Below are 23,489 nucleotides of genomic sequence, written 5' to 3' on the forward strand. Positions count from 1 at the left end.
TGTGAATTGTAAGATGTAAAATGTAAACTGCGACTGTATACTGTGACCGTTTACTGTGACTGAAAACCGCGACTGGAAACTACTACTGAGAACTAATCGATAATTCTTCAATGTCTTTATAATCGGTATACGATGAAGTAATAACCGATTCTCCTTCTTTTAAGCCTTCGAGAACTTCATAATACGATGGGTTTTCTCTGCCTAGTTTTATATTTCTTCTTTCTGCTTTATTTCCTTTTACTACAAAAATCCATTTTCCTGCAGACTCCTGATTGAAACTTCCTTTTGAAACCACAAGTGTTTTGTTTTTTTCGGACAGAATCAGTTTTACACCAAAACTAAGACCGTCTTGTAAAGTGATATTTTCTTTGGATATAAAAGCCAGTTCCACTCTAAAGTGTCCGCTTTTTACCTCCGGAATTACTTTTGTAACTATAACTTCCAGGTTTTTCCCTTGAAATTCTACCTGACCTTTCAATCCTTCGCGTACTTTTTCCAAATAAAATTCATCTACATCGGCTGCTAATTTGTAACCTTGCTTAGAATCTATTTTTCCGATACTTTCACCTGCCTGAAACGTTTTTCCCAAAACAGGTTGAAAAGAAGTTAATCTCCCCGATTCCGGTGCTGTAATTAAGAAGTTCTTTTTATTGTTTCTTAAAATATCCAGACTTTTCTCCATAGTCTGAATTGAACGGTTGATTTGAGAAATTTGAACCTGATTGGTTTGTTTTTCTTTTTGAATACTTTGTTGGATCGTTCTTTTACGCTCGTCCTGAAAACGAAGGCTTTCTTTAAAATTATTCCAGTCATTTCTCGAAATCACATCTTTTTCAAATAATTTCGCGTTCACGTCATACAACCTTTTGGCGTCATTGTAATCGTGTTCGATTAAAACCAGATCCTTGGTTAAGTTCAGCTCCTGATTTCTGATGTTCAGTTTTCCGGTGTTTAAATTATTGATTTGCTCGATAATAGCGGTTTCCTGAGTCAGGTAATTCAGTTCTGTGTTCGGATTGAACAAACGTGCTAAGGGCTGATCTTTGGTAACCATTGCGCCGTTTTCAACAAAAATCTCTTTAACAGATCCGCCTTCGGTAACATTTACGAGCATTACGTTAAGAGGTTCTACTTTGGCCTGAAAAACAACAAAATCTTCAAAGAAAGCTTTTTCTACTTTTTGAACGCTAAGTTCATCGGCTTTTACATTTAAACTTCTTTTGGTGTTAAACGAGAAAAATACAATTGTTGCCAAAACTAAAAAAACTCCAATTGCTATTGTGAGATATCTAAATTTTCTATTTTTACGAGGAATTATCTTGTCCATTTCTTTAATAATTTACTGATTACCAATAGGTAAATACTGTGCCATAAAAAGTATAATCTGTAAAGTATTGATTTTAAAGAAGCTTTAAAAACCACCTAAAAAAGAAGTGTTCGGAAATGAACAGTTGACCGTTCAGAATCGGACAAAAAAAGACAGCATGCGAAAGAAACAAGCCCATATTTTAATCGTCGACGATCAGGAAGAAATTCTTTTTTCGGCAAAAATGATTCTCAAAAAACATTTTGAAACCATTTTTACGACCAACAGTCCCAAAAAAATCATCTCCATTTTAAACGAGAATGAAATAAATGTGGTTTTGTTGGACATGAATTATCGAATTGGTTTTGAAGATGGGCGCGAAGGAATCCATTGGCTGAAGGAAATTAAAACACTTTCGCCAAAGACTGTTGTGATTTTAATGACTGCTTTTGGTAAAATTGACACTGCGGTTGAAGGAATTAAAATTGGGGCTTTTGATTATGTTTTGAAACCCTGGAACAATGAAAAGCTGCTGGAAATCATTGATAAGGCTGTAGTAGAGAGCCGAAAGAATAGTAAAAAAGAAGTAGTAGAAAAATCAACCAAAAGTTATTTTACAGGAACTTCTCCTAAAATTAAGCAGGCATACGGTATTGCCGAGAGAGTTGCCAAAACAGCTGCTAATGTTTTAATCTTAGGTGAAAATGGAACAGGAAAGTATGTTTTTGCCGAGTTCATCCATTTGAATTCAGAACGAAAAGAGCAGCCTTTTGTACATGTCGATCTGGGGTCACTGAGTGATAACTTGTTTGAAAGTGAACTTTTTGGATATGCCAAGGGGGCTTTTACAGATGCTAAAACAGATACTGCGGGAAGATTTGAAGCCGCTTCGGGCGGTACAATTTTTCTCGATGAGATAGGGAATATTCCGTTACATCTGCAATCCAAACTGTTACATGTTTTGCAAACCAAAACCGTAACCCGTTTGGGCGAAAGCAAAGCAAGACCGCTGAATGTAAGGATCATTGCGGCTACCAATGCTGATATAAAAGCAGAAGTAAAAAATAAAACTTTTAGGGAAGATTTACTGTACCGAATCAACACCATGGAGATTCATTTACCTTCTTTGCGTGAGCGAAAAGACGATATTATCCCGATGGCTAATTTTATTTTGGATAAAATTGCTGAAAAATACAATCAGGAAAATTGGTGTTTTGATGATAATGTCGGACCCTATTTAGAAAAGTATCCGTGGAAAGGAAATATTAGGGAATTAGAGAATAAGATTGAGCGTGCCTTAATTTTGGCCGATAATCATACTATTTCGGTAACCAATCTGGATATTTTGGATTTCGAAGAACTTCAGGAAAATGACGAAAATCCACTGTCTGAAATGGAAAAAAGCGCCATCGAGAAAACATTGTTTAAGAATAATGGAAATATCAGCAAAACAGCCGAAGAACTTGGGCTTTCAAGAGCGGCTTTGTACAGAAGAATTGAAAAATACGATCTGAGAAACATCTAAACTTAAAAAATAGTTTCGAACGACTTTGAAAGATTCTTGTTGAATATTAAACTTTTGAATCTGTCGGAATAAAAAATAAAACAATGAAGAATTGGAAATTTTATAATGCTTTGTTTGCAAGGATTCTGTTGGTGATGATTCCCTTTTTCTTTTGTGTCTTTTTGATTTACAAAGAACTGTATTACAATGCGATTCTGGTTGGTTTTGTCGTTTTTCTATTGTTGTCTGAAATGTATTTTTTTGTTAAAGGGCAAATTTTGTTTTACGATAAAATGCTTTTGTCGATCCTGCAGGATGATTTTTCGAATAATTTTCCGGAAGAAAGCAAAAAGGAGAATTTCAGAAACTTGTTTTTGCTTTATGATAAATTAAAGGTTCAACGACAGGAACAGACGTCAAAAGAGCGTATCTATCAGTCCATTTTAAATAATATCGACACCGCTACTTTAATTCTGGAGAAAGAAGGTGAGGACTGGAATCTCTTTTTAATGAACGATTGCTTTTCAAACTTATTCAAAGTACCAAAAGTAAGCCAGTGGAAGTATCTTAAAAACTATTTGCCGTCTCTTTGTGAGGAAATCGAAAAGACCAATTTTACAGAATTGAAAACGGCTATTTCGATCAAGATCGAAGATCAGGACTTACAGACTTTTGTGCTTCAGACTTCGCATACGAAAATGTATGACAAAGAATATTTTATTATTCTGCTGGACAGCATTCAGCGTGTTATCGAGAAAAAAGAAAAGGAAGCCTGGATCAATCTGATGAAAATTATTTCGCACGAGTTAATGAATTCGCTAACGCCAATCCGTGCACTTTCGCAAAATTTACTGCAAATAGTTGATCAGGACGAATTAGAAGAGGATGATTTTGAAGATATTAAAAGTAGTATTTCGACCATTATCAATCGAAGCGATCATTTGCAGGTTTTTGTAGAAAATTATCGAAAACTAGCCATGCTGCCGACTCCGACTAAAAAAATGACTCCTATAAAAGTTCTTTTTGAAGACTGTCTTCGGGTAATGAGTCCAATTTTAAAGACGGAAAATATCGAACTGGTAAACGAAATTAATAGTTCAAGATCGATTTTAATTGATAAAAGTCAGATAGAACAGGTAATTATCAATCTGATTACCAATAGTATTTATGCTTTGAAAGAAAAGAGCGAAAAGAAGATGTTCTTGTCATCCTATACTGAAAACAATCGCTTTTTTATTATCATTTCGGATAACGGAAAAGGAATTGATACCGAGATCAGAGATAAAGTTTTTCTGCCGTTTTTCACCACCAGAAAAGATGGTGCCGGAATTGGACTAACACTTTCTAAAAATATCATTGAAGCGCACGGAGGGTATTTGAGTTACCAAACCGATGAGGACAAAACCAGTTTTGTAATTTGCCTGATTTGATTAAAGCGTCAAAAAGTAAAATAACAATCGAAATAAAACTACTGTCGAACTTTAAAAGACAGGATAAAGAGAAAAGTGTAAGGTTATTTTAAATTATGCGACCCTTGCGCCTTCCTCGCGTACCTTGCGGTTAAATAAAAAACTTTAAAGTTTGATTTCAGGTTGCCAAAAATGTTTTTCAAAATCTATAATTTGATTGTCTACAATATTAATGCCTTCGCTTTCGAGTAACTGTTGCATTAAATTGGTTCCGTCAAAATGGTGTTTTCCGGTGAGAAGCCCTTTTCTGTTTACCACACGATGCGCGGGGACATCATCCATGTTGTGACAGGCGTTCATGGCCCAGCCTACCATTCGGGCAGAGCGGGCTGTTCCTAAAGCTTTGGCAATTGCGCCATAAGAAGTTACTTTTCCGTACGGAATTTGTCTTGCGATTGTATAAACTCTTTCAAAAAAATTATCTTCTGCCATAGATTAGTTTTTGCCACAGATGAAAATGATTAAAGGGATTTTTTTGTTCACTTTACTCGTAAATCTGCCTGAAAATTATAGTATTTTCATCATGATAAAAGTAATCATTTTAATCCGGGTAATCTGTGGCTGTTATTGTATTAGCTGAAATAGTAAGTCAAAATATTAAAAAGCGTGAGTACGGCAATTAATCCTGTGATGCTTCCAATAATGGTATTCATGTTTTTCATCAGATAGTCTGTTTTCTTCTCAATTCTTCCGAAGAAACCAATGTAGCTGTATAAAGCGGCAAATGAGCCTAAAACAGATCCGAATACAAAAGTAAAAATAATGTTGTTTTCAAATGCAAAAAGGTGGTAAGAGGCCAAAGTAACACTTACAACCACATAATACGGAATAGGGAAGAAGTTAAGTCCGGAAAGCAGCATTCCCAGAAAGAAACGACTTTTTTTACTGGTTTTTTTTATTTTCGATTTTTTGGCTTTCGGTTCTTTGGCTATAAACAAAAAATAAACGGTTAAAACAGAGAAAATAACAAATCCTACTTCGCGTAACAATGTCACTACATCCGGACGATTGTCGATGACCCGTGCAAAAAAAACGGCTAAGGAAACCTGAAAAAAGATCACTAAGACAGCTCCGGCAACAAACCATAAAGCATTTTTTTTCCCCTCTTTCAAATTTACTTTGGCTGCCGTCATGTTGATTAAACCTGGTGGAATAATCCCAATGAAAGCGGCAAGAAAACCTGAAAGTAATGGGGTAAGTAATGCCATTCAGTTGATTGATGGGTTATGAAAAAGTTTTTAAAATTAAATTAGTCTTTAATTTTAAAACGAATATACGTAATTGCCTTGTTAATCTCTAAATATTGTTTTTCATAAAAAGTCTGGAATGCCGTAACTTCTTCAGGGCTTCCTTCATTTTTATATACATTATGATTGGCGTATAAAACCTCGTGACCTTCACCGTGAAGTAATCCCAGCGTGTAACCGTGCATGAATTCACTGTCGGTTTTTAAGTTTACGACACCGTCTTTTTTAAGGATTCTTTTGTATAATTTCAAGAACTCCGAATTGGTCATACGGTGTTTGGTTCTCTTGTATTTGATTTGCGGATCCGGAAAAGTAATCCAGATTTCATCCACTTCATTGTCGGCAAAAATATGATTGATCAGTTCGATTTGAGTTCGAACAAATGCAACGTTGTGTAATCCGTTTTCAACAGCGGTTTTGGCACCTCTCCAGAAACGGGCTCCTTTAATATCAATTCCGATAAAATTTTTGTTCGGATATCTTTCTGCTAATCCCACAGAATATTCTCCTTTTCCACATCCCAATTCTAAAACTAATGGATTATCATTTTTAAAGAAATCAGAATTCCATTTTCCTTTCAAAGGCATTAAATCGCCTACAACTTCTTCTCTGGTTGGTTGAAAAACGTTTTGAAATGTTTCGTTTTCTCTGAATCTTTTTAGTTTATTTTTACTTCCCACTTTTACAAAAATTTTCAGCAAAATTAAGGAATATAAACGAATGAAAATAGCACAATTAGCTTTAAAAGTTTTCCGCTACGAATTTTCATCAAGGATATTTTTTTTCGCCACGAATTCACGAATTAATTTAAGCGGTTTGGTCGGAAAAAATTAGTGTAAATTAGTGGAATTCGTGGCAACCTTTTTTTAGCCGCAGATTTTATGGATTAGCACAGATTGAAAAATCATTTTAATCCATAAAATCTGTGGCAAAAGAATTAACCGTAATGGACTTCAGTAATAGCTTTTAATTTAGGGTCAAGTGTTTCATCGTGTTGGGATAAATCCAATCCGATATGTTCGTTCTCCTCAGAAACACGCAACGGAATAATGAAATTGGTTACCTTAAATAAAAAGTACGCTCCGAAAAAAGTAAAAATAGAAACCAATATCAATGCCATCATGTGATGTGCAAATACATTCCAGCCTCCGTGTAACAAACTAGCATCTTCACCATGAGCAAAAATAGCAGTTAGAATCATTCCCATAATTCCGCCTACCCCGTGACAGGCAAAAACGTCAAGAGTATCATCGAATTTTTTTGATAAGCGACAATTTACAACCGAATTAGAAACCAAAGCGGTTATAAATCCAAAAAACATACTTTCAGGAACTGAAACATAGCCTGCAGCCGGTGTAATGGCAACCAGGCCTACCACAGCTCCAATACAAGCGCCAAGAGCCGAAACTTTTCGGCCGTTCATTCGGTCAAAGAATACCCAGGTTAACATAGCTGCCGCGGATGAGGTTGTAGTTGTCGCAAAAGCCATTGCGGCAGTTCCATTGGCTGCAAGAGCCGAACCGGCATTGAAGCCAAACCATCCAAACCATAGCATTCCGGTTCCTAATAGTACAAACGGAATATTGGTTGGAATGTGCTGATTGTTTTTTCTTTTTCCCAAAACCAGTACTCCCGCCAAAGCCGCAAATCCTGAACTCATGTGTACAACGGTTCCTCCGGCGAAATCTTTAACACCAAAATAACTGCCTAAAATGCCTGTTGGATACCAAACAGAATGGCACAATGGTGCATAAATAAAAAGAGTAAACAAACTGATAAAAAGTAAATACGATATAAAACGAACACGCTCTGCAAAAGAACCAGTGATAATAGCCGGAGCAATAATCGCAAATTTCATTTGAAACAATGCAAAAAGCATAAACGGAATCGTGCTGGCCAATTGTTTATGAGGCAGAACTCCCACATAATCCATAAAAGCAAAAGTGGTTGGATCACCAAAGAAACTATAAAAGTGACCTCCTAAATTTAGCCCTACAGGATCGCCAAAAGCCAGACTAAAGGCCACTACAACCCATAAAAGCGTGACAACTCCCAAACAGATAAAGCTCTGCAACATGGTCGAAATTACATTTTTCTTGCCAACCATTCCGCCGTAAAAAAAAGACAGTCCCGGAGTCATAATTAAAACCAGACAGCAGGACGTTAACATCCAGGCGACATCGGCAGGAACGATATGATCGGTTGTGCCAAATTCAGATAATACGTAACTATTTTCGGTTATAGTTGGCCAAAAAGCACCAGTAACGCAAACAATACTGATGATAATAAAGGAAATGATCCAGCGTTTTTCTATTTTCATTTTTCAAATACTTTATGTGTCCCTATTTTTTTAGGGTTAAAGTTATGAAAAAATGAATATTATGGTTTTTAGGGGTGTAAAAACAGAGGTGTTGTTTTTATTTTAGTGGATTTTATAAAATACACCCTGTTTTTTTGAGGGTATTTTATTTTGCACTTCTAAAAAAGAGACAAAATTGCCAATTGTATTATAATAAAATTGGCAAAGTGTACTGTAAAGGGCGTAAAAAGTTAGGATTGTAAAAAGAAAGTCCAAAAATGTTTATTTTTTTTGAAGCTTTGCAATCAAAACGTCTTCGATAGGAGCCTTAATTTTGATCGCTGCATTTACTTCCTCATTAGGAACCGTCATAGATAACACATAATGTTGAATTTTCCATTCTTTCCCTACTTTAACCAAAACCCCCGATCCGCGGCAAATCTTCATCTGAGTATTTAACAGTTCGTCAAACCAGGCAATTTTTCCGGTTTTGTCGAAAAAGATATGACGTTCTAAAGCTGTGAAATTCCAGGCCGTTCCTTTGTCAAAATAGGGTTTGGCCCAAACTTTAAAATCTTTTTTGATCCAGTTTTCGGTGGCATCAGTTCCGATGAAAATAGCATCTTCGGCCATTAAATCAAAATAAGCATCAAATTTTACTTCACCGGCTGCTTTGTGCCAGGCATCAATAGTTTGGTTGACTTTGTCTTTTTCAGAAGTCTGTGCGTTTGCAAAAAAGGTAACAAATAATAAAAGTAAGATTGGTTTTTTCATAAGTGGTTTGTTTTGGATTTAAAGTTAGCAAAAAATATAGTGTAATCTCCCAAAGACGCAGAGTCGCAAAGTTTTTTATTTAAAGAGAAAACTTAAAAAAGGATTAATCGGATTTTTGTTTCACGCAGATTCGGCAGATTTAAGCAGATTGGATTTGCGTATATCTGCTTAAATCTTTTTTAAATCTGCGTGAAATGATAACTCTTTGTGATTGCGAGCCTAAATAGCCAAGTAAAACTTAAATTATCTTACATCACTTATATGGTATAATAGGATTTAGTATATTTGATAGCTTTAAAATCGATACATCATGAATCCAAAAATACTCATTACCTCATTAGTACTTTCCTCTATCTTTTTAACTTCCTGCAAAAAGGAATTAGAACCTCAGGAAAACACACCAAATTCTGAATTGGTAAAACTGGGATTGGCAAAAGATACGACAAAAGCAGCCCCTGTTGTTCAGGCTCCTACTGCCGCAAATCCAAATACAGTTTTGAGTGCGAATGGCGGAATGAATCCTGCACACGGACAACCCGGACATCGTTGCGATATTGCTGTTGGGGCGCCTTTAAATTCGGCTCCTACACAAGGACAAACCACAACGACACAGCCTGCACAAACCGTTCAGGTAAAACCAGGTCAGCAAAATGTAGTGACTACAACAACTGTTACGCCAACAAAAGTGGCTAAAGGCATGAACCCTGCCCACGGACAACCCGGACACCGCTGCGATATTCCGGTGGGAGCTCCTTTAAATTCTCCGGCTGCTGCCAAACAGCCTGTTGCTGCCAATACAGCACAAAGCGGAACTACTTCGCAAACCTTTACTGTAACACCTCCGGCGACAGACAATGCTGTTCCGGCTTTGTTAAGTACAGAAACAGCAACTGTAGCCGATGGAAAAAATCCCGCACATGGAAAACCGGGGCATCGCTGCGATATTGCAGTGGGTGCACCATTACCGAAATCATAAGGAAGCTAAGAATTGTATAAATAATAATTTGGGCGTGCCACCAATATAAAAAGGGGCTGACTATTGCAATCGCTTAGTCGCCCCTTTTTATATTGCTGTCGGGCTTTCGCTGCTACTTCGGTAGCTTAGCTCTATCCCTCACGCGAGACGGTTTTCAGTTTCAGTCTCAGTTTTTACTCTAATTTTGTCGTCCTGAGTGTAGTCGAAGGGTGACAATGTATAAAAGATTGTTTTATTCAATTTCAAAAATCGCCTGAATTTCTACAGCCGAATTTATTGGTAACGAAGCCGCTCCAATAGTTGCTCTGGCATGTTTTCCTTTTTCTCCAAAAACCAAAGCCGTTAAATTTGAAGCCGAATTCATAAGTGCTGCATGTTGTGTATATTCCGGTGTTGTATTAAAATATCCGGTCAACTGTACACATTGTTTTACTTTGTTCAAATCGCCACCGCAAGCCTCTTTCAAAACCGCAATTACATTTAGCATCGTTTGGTAGGTAGCTTCTTTTGCCTGATCTTCGGTAACTGTCGCTCCAACTTTACCCGGGTTCAGAATCTTACCATCTTTTAAAGCCACCTGATTAATGTACACTTTATGATCTGAAATCGTAAACGGAACATAATTTCCAACCGGTTTAGGAGCTTCAGGAAGAACAATATTATTGTCTTTTAAGGTTTTGTTGATATCGCTTTTAGCTTCAATGGCAGTTGTTTTTACGGCTTTAATCGTTTCAGTATTTTTCAATCCCGATGCCACTCTTGCCAACGCTTTTCCTTGTTCTTTAGCCAAATTCAATTCGCTTTGTGACGGACGTGTTCCAACAGATCCTGCCAATGAAGTAGCTCCAAACGGAGTATTTCCTTGTGGAACTGTTTTGTCTAAAGTGGCCGTTCCCATAATCCCGGTAGGCACGATCACCATTCCGTGAGACGCAAGGATATTCCAGAACGATAAAATCGCAGCTTCTTTTCCTGCTCCAGATCCTGCCGACATAAATACAGTGGCTGGTTTTCCTTCTAAAGCTCTTGAAGTCCAAAGCGGAATACTCTGGCTGAAGAAGGAACTCATATCGGCACTAATATTGGCAAAATGAACAGGACTTCCAAATGCGATTCCGTCATAATTGGCCAATTCTTCGATAGTTGCAATGGGTAATTTTTCTACATCAGCATTCAATTTTTCTTTTGAATTGATCGAAGGAACACGTTTTATAATTGCTTTTGCATTGGGATATTCCCGAATTCCTTCAGCAATAGACTTGGCCATTTTATAAGTTCCGCCGTTTTGAGAATAGATCAAAACCAGCACATTTGTTTCAGCTGATTTTACTTGTGCATTTGAACCAAGACCTATAAAAACGGCTATTAATAATACAAGTAGTTGCTTTTTCATGAGGGTAATTTTTAATAATTTATAGTAAATAATCCCAGTTATGCGTTTGTTTCAAAGCTTCATTTTTGGGATTGCAAAATTACTTCTTACAATTCCAAAAAGCGTTATTATTATGTTAATCGTATTTTTATTTAAACACATTGAAACATAGATTAGAAGTTGTAGTGTTGTTTTTTGCCACAGATTTCAAAGATTAAAAAGATTCAGGAATAATCTGCTTGCTCAAACGATAATGAGCAGGTGAAGCAATCTGCTCAATCTACGGGAGAATAGAGTTGTTTTTCGCCACGAATTCACGAATTATTGGGTTATAATAATTCGTGAATTCGTGGCGATTTTTTTTCACTTTTTCTAAAGAAATAAATTCGATGTCTCTATGTGTTCAAAAAAAAGGCACAGAAAAAATCTGCCTAATCTGCGAGAAACAAAAAAAGTAATCATTCTAATCTGTGAAATCTGTGGCAAAAAAAGTAACTTCGAGGAAACAAATCGCCTTACTTATGAAAAAAGCAATTGTGTACGGAGCAAGCGGACTAGTAGGTTCCTTTATTCTCGAAAATTTGTTGAACAACGCTACTTATGAGCAAGTAATAATTGTAGTAAGGAGAGGTTTAAACATCCAGCATCCCAAACTAAAAATGCTGATAGGTGATTTTAACTCCTTATCCAAAGTAATAAAAGGCATTCAGGTTGATGAAGTCTTTATAGCTCTTGGTACCACACAGAAGAAAACACCGGACAAAAAGTTATATTATCAAATCGATCACGATTACCCAATTCTGGCAGCAAAAGTGGCGAAAGAAAACGGAGCAAAAGCAGTTTTTCTGGTTTCGGCTCTTGGTGCAAATGCGAAATCGTCGATATTTTATACCAAATTAAAAGGAGAAACCGAGCAGGGTATTATCAGTCTGAATTTAGAGCATACTTATATCTTTCGTCCTTCGATGATTTTGGGAGACCGAAAAGAAAGCCGACCTATGGAAAAAGTATTCATTGGAATATTCAAATTGATCAATCCGTTGTTTGTGGGAGGGCTAAATAAATATAGAGGAATAGAGGCCGAAGATATCGCCAAAGCAATGGTAAAAAGTGCAGAGCAATTAGATCAGAAAGTAAAAATACTGCATTGGGAAGAAATGACGACTTTGTTAAAATAAAAAAGGACCTTATCCGGATTAGAGATAAGGTCCTTTTTATGGATGGGATATAAATTAATACGCTTTCATTTTTTCGAAAGTAGTCGTTAAAGATTTTTTTGCCTTCGCCAATGCACCAATAAAAGCTTTTTCAAGCGTATCGGCATGGTCTGTAACGGTTACTGGTTGTAATTTTGCAGTACGAACTTCAATCACACATTTTTTGTCGTGCAGGCTAAATTTCTCCCCGTTTTCGTCTCCAAAATGAACTTCAACGCGGGTAATTTTATCTTCAAAACGCTTCAGGCCTTTTTCTAATTCACCAGAGAAATAAGCTTCTAATCTTTCGTGTCCTTCGATGTTCTTGTCGGTATTGATCTGAATTTTCATAATTGGTTTGTATTTAATGATTGTCTCTCAAAGCTATCTTTTTTTAGACAAAAACACAAGTAGGTTAATAAAACATTAAGAAATAAATTATGCTTTTTTTACGCTCAGTTTGTCATTCCGAGGCACGAGGAATCACACCAGAAACTCCGCCTAGTTTGTAATACCGAATATCAAGTTGAGCGTCAAGCTGAGCAGCATGCAGAGTGTCACACCAAGCGTCAGGCTGAGCGAAGTCGAAGCCCTCACTCTCAATTTAGAAAAAATGCCACAGATTATAAGATTAAAATGATTACAAAAATCTGTGCAATCTGTGGCTATTAAATTTAGAAATGTCAGGCTGAGCGACATGTAGAGTGTCACACCCAGTGTCAGGCTGAGCGAAGTCGAAGCCCCAGCCATTAAGTTAAAAACTAAGAAAACCCTCCATAACTTTTTTGCTTTTTATATCTTCGCAGTCCTAAACACAAAGATCATGAACTCAGAAAAACTTTTGCCCGCGTGGTACGGTGGCGGTATTGGAAACAACTGCAACGCTCTTTGTGGCGTAGGACACCTAACCCATTCGGGTTTTATATTTCCTAAACACAAAGATTATGAGTACAAACACCCTTTCCAAAGAAACCGAATTAAGGTTAACTGATTTTTTCAGCAATTCGATTGATCCTTCAACGATGGCAAAAACCATTCGTCAGGTAAACTATGCGCTTGCCTTAAGCGTAATGCAGGAACACGAATCCCTACAATCCGAGAAAACAAACCTCCAAAATGGTTTTTACTGGCTCAATCAATTAGCCGAAATCTTAAATCCGTATCTGGATGTTGAATAATTTAAAAGAGAAAAGCCACTGTGAAAGTGGCTTTTTTTATTTCCGTTCCTTTTGTTCCGCTTAATTTGTTGTTTCGAAGAATGAGAAATCACACAATGTTGTTAGACTGAGCGAAGTCGAAGTCCCGTATCAATTATCAAACCGGTCTTTCTGCAATTGCCTTTTGAATTTCAAAAATGCAAGCGTCTAAATTCTTTTTGATATCATTACTCCAGAAACGTAAAACCTTCCAGTTTTGAGATTTTAAGTGCGTATTAACTTCAATATCTCGTTGCATATTTCGTTCGATTTTTTTGATCCAGAATTCAGGATTGGTTTGTGGTTTTTTTCGCGTTTCCCAATCTTTTCCATGAAAGAACTCTGAATCTACAAAAATGGCAATTTTTAGTTTTTTAAAAGTAAAATCGGGTTTGCCGAAAACTGTTTTGTTGTTTTTTCGATATCTGTAACCCAGATGCCATAATGTTTTTGCTAAACGAACTTCTTCTTTGGTATTAGTACTGCGAACGGCCTGCATGTTCCTGGAACGTTGTTGTGGTGTTATACGATCCATGTTTAGTAACTATGTATTTTTTATGAATAAGAATTATTTAATAAATCGTATTTGTAAATTTAGTTTTATTTTTTGCTGGCCTCCTTCCTCATATATCTGTCCAAAATTATTTCGTGATGAAGCAGTATCGAGTTTTGTATTGTTGTATAAATAGTCTTCAAAATTTTTGGCGAAATAAAAATGGTAACAGATTAGTTCTCCGTCATCTTTTACGATTAAATAACCGCCAGTTGCTTGATAATTTCTTTTCCAAACTTCCGCGGCTCTCATTCCTAAGGCATAATCAGTTAAGAATTTTTTCATTATCATCTCATACATGCTTGGATTTATGGTTAAGTCATACCCAATCGAATTAGTAAAAGTAACTTTTTCGATAAATTTAGCTACTGTATTTTCTTTAGCAATACTATTAGTATAAAAATGTAATAGAACCTCAGATAAAATTTTATCAAAATGATAATCTATTGTTTGCAGATTTGAAGCAAATATACGGTTGTCAACTTTTTCAAAAGAAAGCGTAGCTCCATAATTTGTAAGAAGTTTCATCTTTTCTGAAAATTCTTTTTTATTATTTATTTCTACTATCTCCTTGTCTGAAAGAATTTTATTTTCTACCAAATATGTAAAGTTAGTTGCTCCGCTCCCGTTTACAAGAGTTGAAGGCCCCCCTAATTGAGATTTTACACTAAAGCCTAAGGTCGGTGTGATTAAAGATTTTGAATCTTGTATTTGTATGGTAATATCATTCTTCAATTTAGATTTTGCCTTAAGGCTAGTTATTGAGAATGATGATAAAAAGTTTTCTATCTGAGGTATTTCGAATGAACCTTTTCCTTTTTTAGAGGATTTTATTTTATCAAAACAGAGCTTTGTATTATTAATAAAATCAATAATGGGAATGTTGAATAATAAAAGACCATCAGAAATAACTATAATATTTCCATCAATGTTAAAATTTACATTTCGATTTTTTTCATGACGTATAACCTGTATAATTGGGTAAAATACACCTTTTATTTTGTTGAAATTTTCATCTCCTAAGTATAGTTCTCCATCCACTAATAATTTTAGTAAGACGTATGGTTCACTCCATTCTCCACGATTTCCTTTAATCATAATTTATCCTTTATCAAATCAATAATTTTTTCTGCTGTAGCTTGAATGGCAGGGACGGCAACAGAATTTCCAAATTGTTTGTAAGCTGAAGCATCCGCAACAGGAATTATGAAATTATCAGGAAAGCCTTGTAATCTAGCCCATTCGCGAGGCGTCATTTTTCTAATTCCTTCACGATTTACTTCTCCTTTTATATGTGTCGTTGGAGTAAAATCTTTTATTCTGTTGTCAACCACTAGATTTCTTTCACGACCCATTCCTCCAACTAAGATTGAATTTGAAATTTCATCATCTTTAATAATTGAATATCCAAATCCGTTTCCTTTATTGGCGTGTCTTTCTTTATGGTCTTTTAGAGTTTGTAAATATTGAGTTGATAAATAATATTTTGTAGGAACAACTTTTTTCTCTTTTACACTTTTGAATGTTACTTTTTCTTCAAAAGGTTCAGGGTACTGAAATGAATCAATATTTAAGTTTTTTCTAAATCCAACAATGTAAATACGCTCTCTGTTTTGAGGAACTCCAAATTCTTTTGCGTTCATAATTTCGGGTTCAGGAACATAATATCCTAAATCATTTCTAAGAACATTTAGAATTGTTTCTAAAGTTTTTCCTTTATCGTGACTTTTTAGGCCCTTTACATTCTCTAAGAAAATTGCTTTTGGTTTTTTGTCTTTGATGATTTTAGCAACATCAAAAAATAATGTTCCTCTTGTATCTTCAAAACCACCTCTTTTTCCAGCGATTGAGAATGCTTGACAAGGAAAACCTGCGCATAGAATATCGAAATTTTCAGGGATATAATTTTTAGTTTTTTCTTTTGTTATGTCCCCAAATGGAATTTCTCCAAAATTTGCTCTGTAAGTCTTTTTTGCATTGAGATCCCATTCTGATGTAAAGACGCATTTTCCGCCTAAATTTTGTAGAGCTAATCTAAATCCTCCGATTCCTGCAAAAAGATCGATAAATTGAAAAGTATAATTTTCCGGAGTCGGAAAAGGGACATTCTCAACTTCAAACAGTAATTGTTGTAATGCAGAATCAGAAACCATATTTAGATTTTCTTCTTCATTTTTATATTCAACAATTTCGTTTAGATATTTTACGGCTTCTTTTTCGTAATGTTTTTTTACTCCATTATGATAATTATGCAGATAATGTGTTACAACGGCTTTTTTATTATCGTTCTCTTCTACAGTTCTAATTTTGAATTTTTTCCCATCAAATTCTTCAATTGAAATTTGCTCTTTCATTTTCATTTCTTAAAATTATTATCATTAAAAAAAGCTCCAAAATCAGTATCGAGAGCAGTAATTATTTTTTCTATTATTTCTATGGAAACATTGCGTTGACCTTTTTCGATGTCTGAAATATAGTTGCGGTCAACGTTGGAAATATTGGCTAAATACTCGATTGAGTGGCCTTTTTGTTCTCGGAGTTCTTTGACTTTAAGTCCGAATTTTTCTTTGATATTCATAGTGTATAAAAATAGTTTTGTGCATACAATTGACCCGAGGACAATTGGCCTCGTAGCGTTTAAAGTTTTCAACTTGATATTAACTAAATTCTATCCATAAAAAAACGCCAATCGTTTCCTGATTGACGTTTTATAATTGTATAAAGGTTTACAGATTACTTCTCCCTCTTCCCCCATTTAATTTTCATTTTTCCGTTATCGTCAACGGCAAGTAGATGAAGGACGATCCCACGTTCGCGGACGGCGTCGCGTTCGGCTTGGGTGGCGAGTTTGGCGTCGTTTTTGGAGTTTCGGAGGGGGATGGTGAGGGCGAGATTGGTGCCTTGGCCAAAAGAGTAGATTCCGTTGACATCGATGTTTAACACGTTAGAACTTATAGTGAGATTGTTAATGTCGATCTGCTCTCCGCGCATATTGAGCTGACCGGACAAATCGCTAAAGGTGATGTTCTCGACATCGCGAAACGGAAAGGCAAACTTGCCGATTTTCACAATAGGCTCAAAGTTAACCAAAGCGCCCTGATTGACTTTAAACCCCAGTTTTCCGCGCATCGAGTTGCTAATCAATTCGCCACGGCTATTGATAAAACCGTTTACGCTGGCTTTACTCGTTAGTTTTCCTTTGATGTTGTTGGGACTAAATGACTGAATCCCGAAGTTGTTAAACGATTTCAGAAAGCTTGCAATTTCGACCTTGTTTACTTGAGCATTCGAACTGAAAGCATAGTTTTTTCCGTTGGGCACCACTTCACTGTCAAAAGTAATAGTGCCTCCGGACGTTTGCAGCGAACCGTTTTTGATGACCAGTTTCGAGTCCAGCATCTGAATTCGGGCGGTGGTATTGGTGGCAACGAGTTTGTTGTAATTGATTTTGTCGGCTTTGATATCGATCACCACCGAGCATTTGTCGATTACACTTCTCAGATGATTCGAAATCGTGGGGCTTTTGGCAGTCTTGGCCGGGCCTTTTACTTTTTGTGAACTGGCCAGAACGCCCAGAAATTGTTTGAGATCGATATTCGGGCAATAGATTTTCCAGTTGACAATCATTTTTTCGGGAGCATTATAATAGAGGTTCAGGAAATTGTCAATTTCCCCTTCGATGAAAATCGTATTCTTATTGTGTTTGTAAGCAATTTGTTTGATCAGTAGAGCTTTCTCGGTAAAGTCAAGATGAATGTTGGTTTTTACGGCACGAACATTCTTCGGAATATAATGAAACGAGGCGTTGTCAACATCTACTTTACCAATAAAACGCGGTTTGGTAATGTACAGGTCAACAATGTCAAACTGAAACGCCAGGTTGGCTTTGGCATGACCGCTTGTAAACTGAATCCACTTGTCGTTGCTTATTTGGTTGAGTCTTTCAATGTCGAAATCAGAACTTAGATTTCCGGTGGCCAGCGGTTTCTCGAGATTATTGATCGACAATTGCGGAATGGTAAGCGGAATGTTTTCGTATTCCCCCGTAAATTTCGTTAAAATAATAGCCGAATTGGCATCGTTATAACCGGCCGCTGGTTTAAAATTATTGGTAAAAATGCCTTTAAAATGGCAGTCTTTAATCAATCCGTCTGGTATAGAAAGTTCGTTGTTTTTGGCAATCGCCTGAACAACAATTCTGGGATCACCTTCGGCATTAAAGTCGCCTTTGATGTCGCAATTTACCTCAATTTCTTTTTTCAGATTAAATCGGTTAAGCTTAGAACTGATGTTTGCCGATAATAAATTCGACGCATTTTGCCACAAAATAGCTGTGCTGATATTGATTCCGAAAAGTGCATTTCCTTTAGCCAGATTAAAAAAAGCGATGATATCAAAAGCGTCTGTTCCAATTTTTAGGTCCTTAGTTACCACGTCAATTCTTTCTTTTGGAGCGGAGTAAGCTACTGCAAAAGTACCTTTGAGTTCTTTTTGTTTTGCAAAACTTCCGTGTACCGTATTAAAGGCAAGACTTTTAATTTGGGTGTTTAGATAAACATCGGTTTGCCAGTTGTCGCCGTCATGCTCTACTTTCGATTGTAAGCGATCGACATCAAAATCAAACAATTTATGCCCAAGCAAATTGTTTAAAGTAAAGTGAACTCCGTTTAGTTCAATCTGGTCAATTGTAGTTTCGGTATCTGATTGGTCTTCCGGTGCTTTTTTCTTTTTCGGCTTAAAAATATTGGCATTCGAATAACCGTTAGGTGCTTTATACACATAGATAGCCGCTTCGTTGATGAGGATTTTGTGAATATTGATTTCGTTTTGAATTAAACTCCAAACGTTCAGGCGTACTTCTATTTCCTGTGCTTTCAGTAAAGTGTGTTGGTGCGTGGCCCATTGATTGTCTTTGACTTCAACTTCTTTTAAAGCCAGGGTAAAGTTGGGAAAACCAGTCAGAAACTTATAATGAAAATCTTCAATATGAAATTTCCCGTTGATGTTTTCATTGATTTTAGTGTTGATCTTGGTAATGATTTCGGCTTTATTCCGATTAAAATAAATAGACAATCCGCCACAAGCAAGAAGGAGTAAAGCAATGATTCCTAATATGAAAAAGCAAAAACGTCTGGCATATTTTTTTAAATGAAGCGATTGAAAAAAGTTTTTGATGTGGAGTAAAGCGGCTTTCATCGGGAAGAATTTTCTGAATCCTTAAAGATAAGGTAAAATATGGAGGTTTTTTTAAAAGATACAATTCAGACTTGAGTAGGTTAAAACTTATAATTTTTGTTTTTTGAATGAATATAATTAATGACAATACATTTATAATGAAAACTAATTTGGTTATGGTGTTTCATTTGTATTTAATTTTTAAATTTGTGGTCTAGTTTGAAACGAAACAATTCAGACAATAATTTTAAAAGACAAAAAATTATGGCATTAGCAATTACAGATGCTACTTTTGATGAAGTAGTTTTGAAGTCAGATAAACCGGTAATGGTAGATTTTTGGGCAGCATGGTGCGGTCCTTGTAGAATGGTTGGTCCAATCATTGACCAATTAAGCGACGAATACGCAGGTAAAGTTGTAGTAGGTAAAGTAGATGTAGATGCTAACCAGGAATTTGCTGCAAAATACGGTGTTCGTAATATACCAACTGTTTTGGTTTTTCATAACGGTGAAGTAGTAGGAAAACAAGTAGGAGTTGCTCCTAAACAAACCTACGCAGATAGTTTAGACGCTTTGTTGTAATCGAAAGATTATAATTTATATAAAGAAGGTTCGGCGAAAGTCGGACCTTTTTTATTTGTTTTTTTGTCACGACCTGAGCGATAGCAAACTGGCGAAGTGATTTCACGAATTAGTACGAATTATTTATTTTAATAGTGTTTATAAAAGGTTGCCACAGATTAGAATGATTCTCACAGATTGGAAAATCATTTTAATCTGTGTAATCTGTGGCAAAAGAATTTTAATTCATGCTAATTCGTGAGATTAGTGGCAAACTTTTTTTATTTTTAACGAATCTTATATTCCTTTAAAAATGAAAATTTCCTATAGCTTACTCTGCTTTTTTGTGTTTACTACAATTGGTTTTTCCCAGTCGAAACAAAAAGAAAAATTAATTTTAGAGGACGGTGTTTCAGAGCAGTTAGCACATTTTCGAAAAAAGCAGATTTCTAAACTCACTTATGGCTTGTCTTTTGAAATTCCGGAGAAAAAAGCGCAATCCATTAATGCCGAATTGGTGCTGGATCTTGTTCTTGCTGACGGTAGCGAGCCTTTGTATCTCGATTTTAAAGAGAAGACTCAAAATATTAAATCAGTTACAGCAAACGGGAAAAATATCCCAATTGTGCATCAAAAAGGGCATATTATAATTCCTGCAGAGGGTTTGGTAAAAGGAAAAAATACGATTGCAATTTCTTTTATTGCAGGTGACTTGTCTTTAAACCGAAACGATGATTTCTTGTATACTTTACTGGTTCCCGATCGTGCCAGCACTTTATTTCCGTGTTTGGATCAGCCGGATATTAAAGCAACTTATAAATTGAAGCTAACGGTTCCAAAAGACTGGTCGGTTCTGGCAGGGGCATATGTAGAGGAGAAGTTTGAAAAAGATGATTTTACAAGTTACACCTTTGGAGAATCCGATAAAATGAGTACTTATTTGTTCTCTTTTGTAGCAGGAAAGTTTAAAAGCATCACGGAGAAACCAGGTTTAGAAATGACCATGTTGTACCGCGAAAACAATGCAGAAAAACTAAAAAGCAGCACTGATACTATCTTTAAACTGAATCAGCAATCCTTAGATTTTTTAGAAAAATATACGCATTATAAATTTCCGTTTCAGAAGTTAGATTTTGCTTCGATTCCCGTTTTTCAGTATGGCGGAATGGAGCATGTTGGAGCGATACAATATAAAGAATCAACTTTGTTTCTGGATAATAGTGCTACAGACAGTGAGAAACTCGATCGTGCCAAATTAATTGCGCATGAAACTTCACACATGTGGTTTGGAGATTTGGTTACCATGAAATGGTTTGACGATGTCTGGATGAAAGAGGTTTTTGCCAATTTCATGGCCGACAAAATCATGAATCCGATTTTTCCTAAAGTCAACCATAATTTACAGTTTTTAACGGCACACTATCCTAATGCGTATGGCGAGGATCGTTCGTTGGGTACGCATCCAATCAAACAAAATCTTGCCAATCTTAAAAATGCAGGATCACTTTACGGAGCCATTATTTACAATAAAGCACCTATTATGATGCGTCAGTTAGAAGCTTCGATGGGCAAAACAGCTTTTCAGAAAGGGATCGAAAAGTATATTAAAAAGTACGCTAACGACAATGCTGACTGGAACAATCTGGTAGAAATTCTGGATGCCGAAACACCTTTGGATATGAAAAAATGGAGCGAAGTCTGGGTAAATAAATCAGGGAGAGCCATTTTTACGGATAAGATTGCCTACGATGCTCAAAACCGAATTTCGAGCTTTGAAATTACACAGCAGGCAGAAGATCGTTCGGCTAACGTATGGCCTCAGATTTTTGATATTGGTTTGATTTATCCTAACAGCGTAAAAGTGATCAGTGCTACTATAAAAGACAAAAGTCTGTCACTGAAAGAAGCAATTGGACTCGAAAAACCAATAGCTGTTATTTACAATTATAATGGTTTTGGGTATGGTGTTTTTCCGCTTGACGGGAGTAATTTAGATTCTGTTTTAAGTCTAAAGGATGAGGTGGCAAGAGCTTCGACTTACATTAATATTTATGAAAATACCTTAACGGGAAATGTGGCTCCGGCAAAAGCTTTCGATTGTTTTGTGAAAGGAATTCAGCAGGAGCAAAACGAATTGGTGCTGAAAATAATTACGAATCAAACCAGTGCTGTTTTTTGGAAATATCTCACGCAAAAACAGCAAAATAGAGCACAAAAACAGCTTGAAGAAGTAGTTTTCGATCGTTTGAAGACCAATTTGCCTAGCAATATCAAGAAAACATTGTTTAATTTGTTCAGTTCGATTGCTTATTCAGATTCAGGAAAGGTAAAACTATATGCGATTTGGAGTAAAGAAACGGTAATTTCAGGTTTGAAATTAAACGAAGACGATTATACGAACATGGCCATGAATCTGGCAATTTTTAAGCATGAAAAAGCAGATGAGATTCTGAATAAGACCAAAACTTCGATTAGTAATCCCGACAAGCAAAAACGATTTGAATTTCTGCTTCCTTCATTATCCAAAGACGAAGGGGTACGTGATGCTTTTGTACAATCTTTAAAAGACGATGCCAACAGAGAAAAAGAAGCATGGGTTTCTGTTGGTTTAGCGAATATAAATCATCCATTACGTCAGGAAAGTGCTCAGAGGTATATTAGATTTTCACTAGATTTGGTTGATGAAATTCAGAGAACGGGAGATATCTTTTTCCCAAAAGACTGGCTGAACAATACCATTGGGAAATATTCGTCGAAATATGCTTTTGATGAGGTACAGCGATTTTTAAAAGAGAATCCTAATTTTAGTCCCATTCTGAAAAGAAAATTAATGCAGGCAACCGACGGTTTGTACCGCGCACAAAATATTAAAAAAGAAACCGAATGAAAATTGAATCGGAAATAGAAAAAGTCTCTAGTTTTCAACATCTCGAAATGCTGGCGAATCAGGTGGTAGAAGGGTTCATTTCGGGGATGCATAAAAGTCCGTTTCATGGGTTTTCGGCCGAATTTGCGGAGCATAAAGTGTATAATGCCGGAGAAAGTACCAAACACATCGACTGGAAGCTGTTTGCCAAAACAGATCGTTTGTATACCAAACGTTTTGAGGAGGAGACCAATTTGAGGTGTCATATTATTGTCGATAATTCATCGTCTATGCATTATCCTGAACTAAAATCAAATCAGCCCTTTTACGAAAAGAAAATTGGGTTTTCTGTTCTGGCGTCTGCTGTATTGATGAATATCCTTAAAAAACAACGTGATGCTGTTGGTTTGAGCGTGTTCTCGGACAGTTATGAATATTATGCTCCCGAGAAAGGAAGTGATCGCCATCACAGAATGCTGCTCAATAAATTAGAACAGTTACTGGAACAGCCAAAAAGCAAAAAAAGTACAGATACAATTACGTATTTGCATCAGATTGCAGAGAAAATGCATCGTCGTTCGATGATTATTCTTTTTACAGATATGTTTCAGGCCGAAGAGGATGAGAAGCTTTTTAACGCCTTACAGCATCTGAAACACAACAAACATAAAGTAGTACTGTTTCACGTAGTTGACGATCAAACCGAATTGAAATTTGACTTTGATAACACGCCGCGCAAATTTATTGACCTGGAATCAGGTGAAGAAGTATCGATTTTTGCGGATAATGTAAAAGCGGAATATGAAAAAAGGGTAGAAGGCTATTTTAAAAATCTGGCTTTAACTTGTGCAAAGAACCATATTAAGTACGTTCCGGTAAATGTAGGCGACAATTTTGAAAAAATATTGACGACATATTTAGTTGAAAAACAAAACTTTGGCTAAATAATTTAAAATTTATTTAATTTTTTTTACAAAAACACTTGCAGAAACGAA

Annotated in this window: 21 protein-coding genes; 8 read left to right on the forward strand and 13 right to left on the reverse strand. The window is 36.1% G+C overall.

From position 1 onward, the window contains the following. Positions 1-82 precede the first annotated feature (82 nt). Positions 83-1,327, reverse strand: coding sequence for an efflux RND transporter periplasmic adaptor subunit (locus tag B0A80_RS06340; protein WP_089076762.1), 1,245 nt, complete (start codon positions 1,325-1,327; stop codon positions 83-85). Between the two features lie 157 nt (positions 1,328-1,484). Here B0A80_RS06340 and B0A80_RS06345 point away from each other — a divergent pair, with 157 nt between their 5' ends. Both B0A80_RS06345 and B0A80_RS06350 read left to right on the forward strand, forming a co-directional pair. Then, complete coding sequence (locus B0A80_RS06345; protein WP_089076953.1) at positions 1,485-2,831, forward strand: sigma-54-dependent transcriptional regulator; 1,347 nt, start codon at positions 1,485-1,487, stop codon at positions 2,829-2,831. A gap of 83 nt (positions 2,832-2,914) precedes the next feature. Continuing rightward, entirely contained in the window at positions 2,915-4,240 is a 1,326-nt protein-coding gene (locus B0A80_RS06350) for a sensor histidine kinase (RefSeq protein ID WP_089076763.1), read from the forward strand. Positions 4,241-4,384: 144 nt separating this feature from the next. Here the strand turns inward: B0A80_RS06350 and B0A80_RS06355 are convergent, their stop codons facing one another. From B0A80_RS06355 to B0A80_RS06375, 5 genes are all read right to left on the reverse strand, one after another. Then, complete coding sequence (locus B0A80_RS06355) at positions 4,385-4,711, reverse strand: MGMT family protein (RefSeq protein ID WP_089076764.1); 327 nt, start codon at positions 4,709-4,711, stop codon at positions 4,385-4,387. Between the two features lie 140 nt (positions 4,712-4,851). After that, the gene (locus B0A80_RS06360; protein WP_070906045.1) at positions 4,852-5,487 is read right to left on the reverse strand and encodes a LysE family transporter; all 636 of its coding nucleotides are present in this window, start codon (positions 5,485-5,487) and stop codon (positions 4,852-4,854) included. A gap of 41 nt (positions 5,488-5,528) precedes the next feature. Beyond that, positions 5,529-6,206: a tRNA (guanosine(46)-N7)-methyltransferase TrmB gene (gene trmB / locus B0A80_RS06365; protein ID WP_026109789.1), complete on the reverse strand. Its 678-nt coding sequence runs from the start codon at positions 6,204-6,206 to the stop codon at positions 5,529-5,531. Positions 6,207-6,463: 257 nt separating this feature from the next. Beyond that, the gene (locus tag B0A80_RS06370) at positions 6,464-7,846 is read right to left on the reverse strand and encodes an ammonium transporter (RefSeq protein ID WP_089076765.1); all 1,383 of its coding nucleotides are present in this window, start codon (positions 7,844-7,846) and stop codon (positions 6,464-6,466) included. 261 nt (positions 7,847-8,107) lie between these two features. Continuing rightward, a complete protein-coding gene (locus tag B0A80_RS06375; RefSeq protein ID WP_089076766.1) occupies positions 8,108-8,599 on the reverse strand; it encodes a nuclear transport factor 2 family protein in 492 nt (163 codons plus the stop codon). A gap of 310 nt (positions 8,600-8,909) precedes the next feature. Between B0A80_RS06375 and B0A80_RS06380 the strand changes: the two genes are divergently transcribed. Then, on the forward strand, positions 8,910-9,575 hold the full coding sequence (locus B0A80_RS06380; RefSeq protein ID WP_070906042.1) for a hypothetical protein: 666 nt from the start codon (positions 8,910-8,912) through the stop codon (positions 9,573-9,575). Between the two features lie 232 nt (positions 9,576-9,807). Here the strand turns inward: B0A80_RS06380 and wrbA are convergent, their stop codons facing one another. Continuing rightward, positions 9,808-10,968: an NAD(P)H:quinone oxidoreductase gene (gene wrbA / locus B0A80_RS06385; protein ID WP_089076767.1), complete on the reverse strand. Its 1,161-nt coding sequence runs from the start codon at positions 10,966-10,968 to the stop codon at positions 9,808-9,810. Positions 10,969-11,468: 500 nt separating this feature from the next. Between wrbA and B0A80_RS06390 the strand changes: the two genes are divergently transcribed. Continuing rightward, positions 11,469-12,125 carry an oxidoreductase gene (locus tag B0A80_RS06390; protein WP_089076954.1) on the forward strand — a complete coding sequence of 219 codons (657 nt, stop codon included), beginning with the start codon at positions 11,469-11,471 and terminating at the stop codon, positions 12,123-12,125. A gap of 54 nt (positions 12,126-12,179) precedes the next feature. Here B0A80_RS06390 and B0A80_RS06395 read toward each other — a convergent pair whose 3' ends face one another. Continuing rightward, positions 12,180-12,494, reverse strand: coding sequence for an HPF/RaiA family ribosome-associated protein (locus B0A80_RS06395; RefSeq protein WP_070906039.1), 315 nt, complete (start codon positions 12,492-12,494; stop codon positions 12,180-12,182). Positions 12,495-13,087: 593 nt separating this feature from the next. Here B0A80_RS06395 and B0A80_RS06400 point away from each other — a divergent pair. After that, positions 13,088-13,321, forward strand: a complete 234-nt coding sequence (locus tag B0A80_RS06400; protein WP_089076768.1) for a hypothetical protein — start codon at positions 13,088-13,090, stop codon at positions 13,319-13,321. 136 nt (positions 13,322-13,457) lie between these two features. Here the strand turns inward: B0A80_RS06400 and B0A80_RS06405 are convergent, their stop codons facing one another. The 5 genes from B0A80_RS06405 to B0A80_RS06425 form a co-directional block, all read right to left on the reverse strand. Then, positions 13,458-13,874, reverse strand: coding sequence for a very short patch repair endonuclease (locus tag B0A80_RS06405; RefSeq protein ID WP_089076769.1), 417 nt, complete (start codon positions 13,872-13,874; stop codon positions 13,458-13,460). Positions 13,875-13,907: 33 nt separating this feature from the next. Continuing rightward, the gene (locus B0A80_RS06410; RefSeq protein WP_089076770.1) at positions 13,908-14,990 is read right to left on the reverse strand and encodes an HpaII family restriction endonuclease; all 1,083 of its coding nucleotides are present in this window, start codon (positions 14,988-14,990) and stop codon (positions 13,908-13,910) included. Then, entirely contained in the window at positions 14,987-16,252 is a 1,266-nt protein-coding gene (locus B0A80_RS06415) for a DNA cytosine methyltransferase (RefSeq protein WP_089076771.1), read from the reverse strand. The genes B0A80_RS06410 and B0A80_RS06415 overlap by 4 nt, the downstream gene beginning before the upstream one ends. Beyond that, entirely contained in the window at positions 16,249-16,470 is a 222-nt protein-coding gene (locus B0A80_RS06420; RefSeq protein WP_089076772.1) for a helix-turn-helix domain-containing protein, read from the reverse strand. Before B0A80_RS06420 ends, B0A80_RS06415 begins: the two co-directional genes overlap by 4 nt. A gap of 155 nt (positions 16,471-16,625) precedes the next feature. Continuing rightward, positions 16,626-19,088 (reverse strand): AsmA family protein, encoded by a 2,463-nt coding sequence (locus B0A80_RS06425; RefSeq protein WP_089076773.1) that lies wholly within the window; start codon positions 19,086-19,088, stop codon positions 16,626-16,628. Between the two features lie 243 nt (positions 19,089-19,331). Here B0A80_RS06425 and trxA point away from each other — a divergent pair, with 243 nt between their 5' ends. The 3 genes from trxA (at position 19,332) to B0A80_RS06440 (ending at position 23,438) form a co-directional block, all read left to right on the forward strand. Next, positions 19,332-19,649, forward strand: coding sequence for a thioredoxin (gene trxA, locus B0A80_RS06430; RefSeq protein ID WP_012023423.1), 318 nt, complete (start codon positions 19,332-19,334; stop codon positions 19,647-19,649). 292 nt (positions 19,650-19,941) lie between these two features. Next, positions 19,942-22,515 carry a M1 family aminopeptidase gene (locus B0A80_RS06435; protein ID WP_089076774.1) on the forward strand — a complete coding sequence of 858 codons (2,574 nt, stop codon included), beginning with the start codon at positions 19,942-19,944 and terminating at the stop codon, positions 22,513-22,515. After that, positions 22,512-23,438 carry a DUF58 domain-containing protein gene (locus B0A80_RS06440; protein WP_070906033.1) on the forward strand — a complete coding sequence of 309 codons (927 nt, stop codon included), beginning with the start codon at positions 22,512-22,514 and terminating at the stop codon, positions 23,436-23,438. The genes B0A80_RS06435 and B0A80_RS06440 overlap by 4 nt, the downstream gene beginning before the upstream one ends. Positions 23,439-23,489: the final 51 nt, after the last annotated feature.

Source organism: Flavobacterium tructae, from assembly GCF_002217475.1.
Classification (GTDB): Bacteria; Bacteroidota; Bacteroidia; order Flavobacteriales; family Flavobacteriaceae; genus Flavobacterium; species Flavobacterium tructae.

What these genes read in the sequence shown, in the direction of transcription:
- B0A80_RS06340 (WP_089076762.1), bottom strand. Translation starts at nt 1,327, where the DNA reads ATGGACAAGATAATTCCTCGTAAAAATAGAAAATTTAGATATCTCACA.
- B0A80_RS06355 (WP_089076764.1), bottom strand. Translation starts at nt 4,711, where the DNA reads ATGGCAGAAGATAATTTTTTTGAAAGAGTTTATACAATCGCAAGACAA.
- B0A80_RS06350 (WP_089076763.1), top strand. Translation starts at nt 2,915, where the DNA reads ATGAAGAATTGGAAATTTTATAATGCTTTGTTTGCAAGGATTCTGTTG.
- B0A80_RS06345 (WP_089076953.1), top strand. Translation starts at nt 1,485, where the DNA reads ATGCGAAAGAAACAAGCCCATATTTTAATCGTCGACGATCAGGAAGAA.
- B0A80_RS06390 (WP_089076954.1), top strand. Translation starts at nt 11,469, where the DNA reads ATGAAAAAAGCAATTGTGTACGGAGCAAGCGGACTAGTAGGTTCCTTT.
- B0A80_RS06400 (WP_089076768.1), top strand. Translation starts at nt 13,088, where the DNA reads ATGAGTACAAACACCCTTTCCAAAGAAACCGAATTAAGGTTAACTGAT.
- B0A80_RS06360 (WP_070906045.1), bottom strand. Translation starts at nt 5,487, where the DNA reads ATGGCATTACTTACCCCATTACTTTCAGGTTTTCTTGCCGCTTTCATT.
- wrbA (WP_089076767.1), bottom strand. Translation starts at nt 10,968, where the DNA reads ATGAAAAAGCAACTACTTGTATTATTAATAGCCGTTTTTATAGGTCTT.
- B0A80_RS06435 (WP_089076774.1), top strand. Translation starts at nt 19,942, where the DNA reads ATGAAAATTTCCTATAGCTTACTCTGCTTTTTTGTGTTTACTACAATT.
- B0A80_RS06380 (WP_070906042.1), top strand. Translation starts at nt 8,910, where the DNA reads ATGAATCCAAAAATACTCATTACCTCATTAGTACTTTCCTCTATCTTT.
- B0A80_RS06415 (WP_089076771.1), bottom strand. Translation starts at nt 16,252, where the DNA reads ATGAAAATGAAAGAGCAAATTTCAATTGAAGAATTTGATGGGAAAAAA.
- B0A80_RS06370 (WP_089076765.1), bottom strand. Translation starts at nt 7,846, where the DNA reads ATGAAAATAGAAAAACGCTGGATCATTTCCTTTATTATCATCAGTATT.
- B0A80_RS06420 (WP_089076772.1), bottom strand. Translation starts at nt 16,470, where the DNA reads ATGAATATCAAAGAAAAATTCGGACTTAAAGTCAAAGAACTCCGAGAA.
- trxA (WP_012023423.1), top strand. Translation starts at nt 19,332, where the DNA reads ATGGCATTAGCAATTACAGATGCTACTTTTGATGAAGTAGTTTTGAAG.
- B0A80_RS06425 (WP_089076773.1), bottom strand. Translation starts at nt 19,088, where the DNA reads ATGAAAGCCGCTTTACTCCACATCAAAAACTTTTTTCAATCGCTTCAT.
- B0A80_RS06375 (WP_089076766.1), bottom strand. Translation starts at nt 8,599, where the DNA reads ATGAAAAAACCAATCTTACTTTTATTATTTGTTACCTTTTTTGCAAAC.
- B0A80_RS06440 (WP_070906033.1), top strand. Translation starts at nt 22,512, where the DNA reads ATGAAAATTGAATCGGAAATAGAAAAAGTCTCTAGTTTTCAACATCTC.
- B0A80_RS06405 (WP_089076769.1), bottom strand. Translation starts at nt 13,874, where the DNA reads ATGGATCGTATAACACCACAACAACGTTCCAGGAACATGCAGGCCGTT.
- B0A80_RS06410 (WP_089076770.1), bottom strand. Translation starts at nt 14,990, where the DNA reads ATGATTAAAGGAAATCGTGGAGAATGGAGTGAACCATACGTCTTACTA.
- B0A80_RS06395 (WP_070906039.1), bottom strand. Translation starts at nt 12,494, where the DNA reads ATGAAAATTCAGATCAATACCGACAAGAACATCGAAGGACACGAAAGA.